Consider the following 6203-nt stretch of genomic DNA (forward strand, 5'->3'; position numbering starts at 1 on the left):
AACACAACTTGCTGCGCTTAAAGTCCCTGCTTCTTAGCTCCTTTCCGGGCGCCAAGTCCTTGTAGCAACCTTTGCGCCTGCCGGGGCTTTGCCACCAACAGCTCGTTCACATCCTTGTAGTTCTGGTAGGTGGAGGAGAGGTCCCGGCAGTTCGGCACTGACTGGAGCAGGCGCTCACTTGCCATTCTGCCCGCCTGGTCATGGTCCAGGAAGAGGAGCACCCGCCGGTGCCGGCCGAGCACCTCCAGGCTCTTGCTTAATTGTGTGAGGGAGTTGAGAACCAGGAAGCTAGAGCCGGTTGTGAGGCGAGGCCGAACCTCGAGGAGGGAGAGGAGATCCATGAAGCCCTCTAGGAGGCAGACGGTGCCCGCGCCGCGAGGGATATAGGTGATGTCCTTGGGGGAGGAGGATCCTTTGAACCAGTTGTTGCGCAGTTCATAGCCGCCAGAGCGATTGGCAAACCCAATCGCTTCATAATGTCTGGTACCGATAGCAAAGCTGACCGCTTGGCAAAAGGGGGTCGCCGTTTGGAGGCTAATGCCGCGCTGCTGCAGGTAGTTTGTCAGTTGGGTATTGTCCTCTAGGGGCTTTGCCTCCAGTATTTTGATGCCGGGGAAAGGTGCTGGAGTGACAGCCGGAGCTTGTCCCTTCGCTTGTTTCCCAAGTGGTTGCATGCCTAGGGTAGCTGTTGCCGCTGAAGCAATAGTCTGCCCGGAGAGGAGCTGGATGACCTCTTGGATGGTGGCAGTGCGGTGCAGGCGCAGGGCCAAATCGAAGACCTTGCCGCCCTCCCCGCTGCCGTGGTCGTACCAGCGGTTCAGACGCGTGTTGACCTTGAAGGAAGGGGTGCGCTCGGCCATCCGTACCGGGGAGATGTACCACCAGTCACAGCCCCTTTTATAGGCGGGCTGTATACCTTGGTTCGATAGGAAATCGGTGATAGCGATTTCGTTGTTGATCTGTTGAATGTTCATCCTTTCTTGTCTTTTAAAGGCCTGAAGTACTTTCGTAGTGTAGCTGCCGTGCTGTGGAGAGCTGGGCAGCCTGAGAAAATCTTGAGTATTTCATATTGTTGACTCATTTTAAAGGTCGAGGAGCAGCATTGATTTTTTTCACAAGGCGGTACACAGTTGGGAAAAATTTTGCAGAGCGTGACGTTGGATCTTGCCTTATGAGTGGCTTTAAGTGTGGGATCTAAAGGAAAGCCATCGCTCTTTTGACTTCTGTTGATAATGCTGTTCTCTTGCTCAAGGAGGGATAAGGATTAGTTGTATCTGCCTTGGGGCGTCAGATGTGTTAAAAGCTTCTGCATAAGCCGGATACAGCTTGATTCAGATTGAAATGATAGGCTGGATATTTCATTCCAAACTGAGCCACTCATACGCAGCAAAGTGAGCCAGTAATTCCGGCGCAAACTGAGCCACTTTACCAGGCCTGTCTCCGGAATGATTCCGCCGCAAAGTGAGCCACCTTTAGAGGGCATGCAAGTGTAATAGAAACCAGATATTGCTTTGTAATCAAACGCAAAGCAGATGTCCAACAACCCTATACGCATGCACCTTGTCCGTCACATTCTTCTTTCCCTGCAACGGGGCGTCTCCCAGCGGCAGATAGCCCGGCAGCTGGGCCTCTCCCGCAATACCGTCAGCCTTTATGTGAGCCGGCTTGAGAGCAGCGGCCCCCTGGAGGCACTGCAGCAGTTGGATGACGCTGCCCTTTCAGCCCTGGTCTATCCTGCTCCAAAACCGCTTGTCGAAGATGCCCGCGGGGCTGACTTCACTTCCCGTATACCCTATTTTCTCTCCGAGCTCAAGCGCACCGGCTTCACGCGTCAGCTCCTCTGGCAGGAGTACAAGCAGGTTTACCCGCAGGGTTACCAGTACACCCAGTTCTGCCAACTGCTGGCCAAAAACAAAAAGCTCCATGTGGCCACCATGCATTTTGAGCACCAGCCCGGCCAGATGCTCATGGTGGACTTTGCCGGCGACAAGCTCTCCTATGTGGAGCGGGAAAGCGGGGAGCTCATCTGCTGCCCGGTGCTGGTCTGTGTGCTGCCCTACAGCGGCTACAGCTACGTGGAAGCGCTGGCTAACGCCTCCCTGCCACAGGTGGTCAAGGCTCTCAACGCGTGCCTGGACTACCTGGGAGGGGTTCCCCTCCAGCTCAAGAGCGACAACATGAAGCAGTTGGTGCACAAGAGCTGCCGCTATGAGCCTGTCTTCACCGAGATGATGCAACAGTGGGCGCTGCACAACCGGGTGGAACTGCTGGCTGCCCGCGTGCGCAAGCCAAAAGACAAGGCTGCAGTCGAAAATGAGGTAAAGCTTGCCTACCAGCGCATCTACGCCCCATTGCGGGAGAAGACCTTTTTCAGCCTCCGGGAGCTCAACACAGCCATCCGGGCACAGCTGTCCCAGCATCACTGGCTGCCTTTCCAGAAGCGGGAAGGCAGCCGCCATAGCTGCTTTACCGCCTCAGAGCAGCCACACCTGCAGGCCCTTCCACCGCAGCCTTACCAGCTCAAGCACAGCCTGGAGGCCAAGGTGCAGAAGAACTACCACATCACCCTTGGCCAGGACTGGCACCACTACAGCGTTCCCTTCGCCTACATCGGCAAAAAGGTGCAGCTGGTCTACGACACGGACCTGGTGGAGGTGTATTACCAGCACCAGCGTATCGCTCTCCACCAGCGCAGCTACAGAAAGCACGGCTATACTACCCTGAAGGAACACATGCCCCAGGGGCACCGGAGCTACCTCGAGCAGCAGGGCTGGGATGCGGAGTACTTTCTGGAGCAGGCCAGAAAAATAGGCACGGCTACCGGGGAGTACGTGGAAAAGGTGTTGCAGGGCAGGCGCTTTGCCGAGCAGACCTACAAGGCCTGCCTGGGCATCCTGCGCCTGGGCAGAAGCTATGGGGTAGAGCGGCTGGAGGCTGCCTGCCGCCGGGCCCTGCAGGGAAACACCTATACCTACCTTACCCTTAAAAACATCCTCGAACACAACCTCGACAAGCTGCAGGCCCAGCAGCCGCCGCTCTTCGCCGTGCCTGCCCATGAGAATGTTCGTGGCCCGCAGACTTATCAGTAACACCCGCAGACTTATCAGTGACATTATTCACCCCAGTAGCATTATTCACTGTCAAACAAAATAAGATGAACACACACAGTACCCTTGAGGAATTACAGCAGCTCAAGCTGCAGGGCATGGCAAAATGTTAGCAGGCCACTATCCAGCTTCCCGTCCACCAGCAGCCCGAAGCCCACCTGCTGGTGGCCATGATGGCCCAGGCCGAGACATATGTCTCCCCTGCTACCCTGCAGAAACTACGGGTAGAGGTGACAGCCGCACATAGGTATGGGAGTCATAGATGCCAGGAAGATACCAATTTTGAATTCGGATAAAGGAGTCTAGGATATCGTGCTTTTCGCTGTAATGAGAAATGAGCCTTGCAGGCAGTACAAGCTTTTATACACAGAGCCTGAGTAGCTTTGTTGTTAAATAATTTTTAAATTTATTCTAATCATAGGTGTCATGCTTTCAGTTTGCTGGTAAGCCTTTATTTTTGCATATAATCAATCCATGCAAGCTCACATTGCATTGTGAGTGTGGTTATGTTTGCATTTAGTTATAGCCCATTAGCCTTCGGTTAGAATGTTGAAATCAAAGAAAGAACATATTTTAGATACCGCCTTGGACTTATTCGCAGAGAGAGGATATGAGTCTACTCCCACGAGCCTGCTTGCCAAAGAGGCTGGCGTATCGGAAGGGCTTATTTTCAAGCATTACCTGAACAAAGTCAACTTGCTTGAAGAGGTAGTGAAGGCAGGTTACAGGCGCATCATTGATAAAAGCAAAGGCTTTGCAACAGAAGGTGATCCAGTTCAGCTCATAATGAATGTACTCGACATGCCCCAGCGATTAGTGGAAGAAGAGAGGAATTTCTGGCGTATGCAGTTTCGCCTGGTAGATGATGAAATCGCGCAGAAGCACCACAAGCGCTATACGCATTCGGTAATGCAGAAACTGGTAGAGGCTTTTAAAAAACTAGGTTATCCGGAGCCTGAACTGGAGGCAGAGGTGTTGATGCTCAAAATCGAAGGACTTTGGCGACTATTCGTGACAAATGGCGACAAGGAGCACTTCCGGAAAATAGTGGACCTGATCAAATCCAAGTACAATAAGCCTACCGGAGCCTGATGCAGTAGTTGCGTTGCGTCATAAGGTATAAAGCCTAGACTTGTTTTTGGTGCTGCCCTGCCCACTGCAGTACCTGCCGGCAGCGTTCCGTCAGCCATTCTTTTCCATCTCCTGCTTGTGCATCCTGCTCAAAGAGCCTGGACCCAAGCCCCACGGCCTTCACGCCGGCCGTAAACCACTCCTGAATACTTTCTTTTGTCGGTGCGACGCCTCCTGTGGGCATAAACGAGATACCCGGAAACAGGCTCTTCACCGCCCCCACGAAAGACGCGCCCAACACATTTCCCGGGAAAAGCTTCACCAGGGTAGCACCTGCCTGCTCAGCCTGCGCAATTTCGGTTGGCGTCATGCAGCCGGGTATCCACAGCAGTCCGTGCTGGTGCACAGTTTCCGCTATACCCTGGTCCATGATGGGGCTCACGATGAAGTCGGCTCCAGCGGTTATGAATTCGGCGGCACGTTTTGCATTTTTAATGGTACCGATCCCCAGTTTCAAATCAGGGTATTGGTCGCGGGCAGCTGTTTTCAGTACTTTGAAGTTAGCAAGGGCCGCATTACCTCTGTCCGTAAATTCAAACACCTGCATACCACCCGCGTAGCAGGCTTCCAGCACTGCCAGGCATTCTTTTGCGTCATCGTGGTAGTAGACAGGTATAACCGATGTCCCGAAGATCTTATCTAATGCGTTTTGTTTTGCCTGGTTCATGTCAGGGAGGTTGTGTTTTATTCTAACGTATACCTTGCTGCACCTGGCTGACAGTGAAATCGCCGAAATCACCGGGTACAAATAGTTTCTGATATGCTGCCGACGTGGCAAAGTCCACCACAGACTGACCATCCAGCTGATGGTGCAGACCATACAGCAAACCGGCCATAAAAGCGTCTCCGCTTCCGATTCTGTCTACCAGTGCCTGCGTTTCATACGTGGCAGAGGTATAGCAGTGGTTCTGGTGGTGGTAAGTACCGAACAGCAGGTTGTGCTTTGGATTGTCCATGAACCGGAACGTGAAAGCGGTATGCTGACAGTTAGGGTAAAGCTGTTGCAGGGCCTGTGCCGTTTCATTGGTTACGGCGATGTATCTTTCCTGACTGGTATGGCGATTCAGCTCTGGTTCTTTCAGAGGAGTACCCAGCATTTTGTTGGCCGCCCAGATATTGCCCATCACCACGTCACAGTACTGCACCAACTCTGGCATTACCTCCAGTGGCGTTTTGCCGTAGTCCCAGAGGCGGTTGCGGTAGTTCAGGTCCACTGAGATGGTAAGGCCCATCTTTTTAGCTGTTCCCATCGCTTCGCGGCACACGGCGGCCAGCTGTTTGTTCAGGGCAGGGGAGATGGCGCTCCAGTGGAGCCAGCTGTAATCTTTGAGCAGATACTCCCAGTCGATGGTGTCTGGCATGAGCTGACTAAAGGCAGAATGCTTTCTGTCGTATACTACCTGGCCAGTACTGAGACCGTTGGCCGCCAGCAGAAAGTAAAGCCCCATGCGGTCGCCCTGCCGCAGCACAGCATCTGTGTTTACACCACAAGATTGAAGTGCCTGCAAAGCTTTGTCCGCCAGCTCATTTTGAGGCAGGGCGGTGAAGAAGGTGCAGGAAAGTCCCCATTGCCCGAGTAAAGCCAGTACGTTGGCCTCCGCACCGCCAGGGTACTGGCTGAGCGTGCCGCCATAACGTGACGATTCGGTGCCCGTTGAGGCAAGTCTGCAGAGCATTTCCCCAAAGGAGAGTATTTTTCTTTCTTTCATAAGCTAACCAGCTGGCTTGAAATAAACAGGAGTCTGCCGTTGCAGCATGAGGCGGTCCCACCTGACCAACAGACTTCCGCTGTCTGACTCCATCTAAATGATTTGCCAGTTCTGGCAGAGGCAGATGAGGCTATACCTTGGTTTTAACCGCCAAGGGTGGTGTTTTGTGTTGCGCCAGGGCTGCCGGTCCGGTCCACAGCGCCTCCATTTCCTCGAGCGACCTGTTTTTGGTTTCCGGCACCATCTTCCAGACAAA

At 53.5% G+C, this 6203-nt stretch carries 5 protein-coding genes and 1 pseudogene; 2 read left to right on the forward strand and 4 right to left on the reverse strand.

Annotated features, from left to right (window positions below):
• Positions 1-17 precede the first annotated feature (17 nt).
• Positions 18-674 (reverse strand): toprim domain-containing protein, encoded by a 657-nt coding sequence (locus K3G39_RS19120; protein WP_255594520.1) that lies wholly within the window; start codon positions 672-674, stop codon positions 18-20.
• A 51-nt stretch (positions 675-725) separates the two neighbouring features.
• Positions 726-974, reverse strand: a pseudogene (locus tag K3G39_RS21235) (CHC2 zinc finger domain-containing protein); the annotation flags it as partial.
• A 558-nt stretch (positions 975-1532) separates the two neighbouring features.
• Here K3G39_RS21235 and istA point away from each other — a divergent pair.
• Both istA and K3G39_RS19130 read left to right on the forward strand, forming a co-directional pair.
• Entirely contained in the window at positions 1533-3089 is a 1557-nt protein-coding gene (gene istA / locus K3G39_RS19125; protein WP_220627784.1) for an IS21 family transposase, read from the forward strand.
• A gap of 564 nt (positions 3090-3653) precedes the next feature.
• A complete protein-coding gene (locus tag K3G39_RS19130; RefSeq protein WP_255594521.1) occupies positions 3654-4199 on the forward strand; it encodes a TetR/AcrR family transcriptional regulator in 546 nt (181 codons plus the stop codon).
• Positions 4200-4233: 34 nt separating this feature from the next.
• On the opposite strand, the gene K3G39_RS19135 is transcribed toward K3G39_RS19130, so the two are convergent.
• Together K3G39_RS19135 and K3G39_RS19140 are read right to left on the reverse strand one after the other, a co-directional pair.
• Complete coding sequence (locus K3G39_RS19135; protein ID WP_220627786.1) at positions 4234-4905, reverse strand: bifunctional 4-hydroxy-2-oxoglutarate aldolase/2-dehydro-3-deoxy-phosphogluconate aldolase; 672 nt, start codon at positions 4903-4905, stop codon at positions 4234-4236.
• Positions 4906-4927: 22 nt separating this feature from the next.
• A complete protein-coding gene (locus K3G39_RS19140) occupies positions 4928-5947 on the reverse strand; it encodes a sugar kinase (RefSeq protein WP_220627787.1) in 1020 nt (339 codons plus the stop codon).
• Positions 5948-6203 lie beyond the last annotated feature (256 nt).

Source organism: Pontibacter sp. HSC-14F20, assembly GCF_019599265.1.
Taxonomy (GTDB): domain Bacteria; phylum Bacteroidota; class Bacteroidia; order Cytophagales; family Hymenobacteraceae; genus Pontibacter.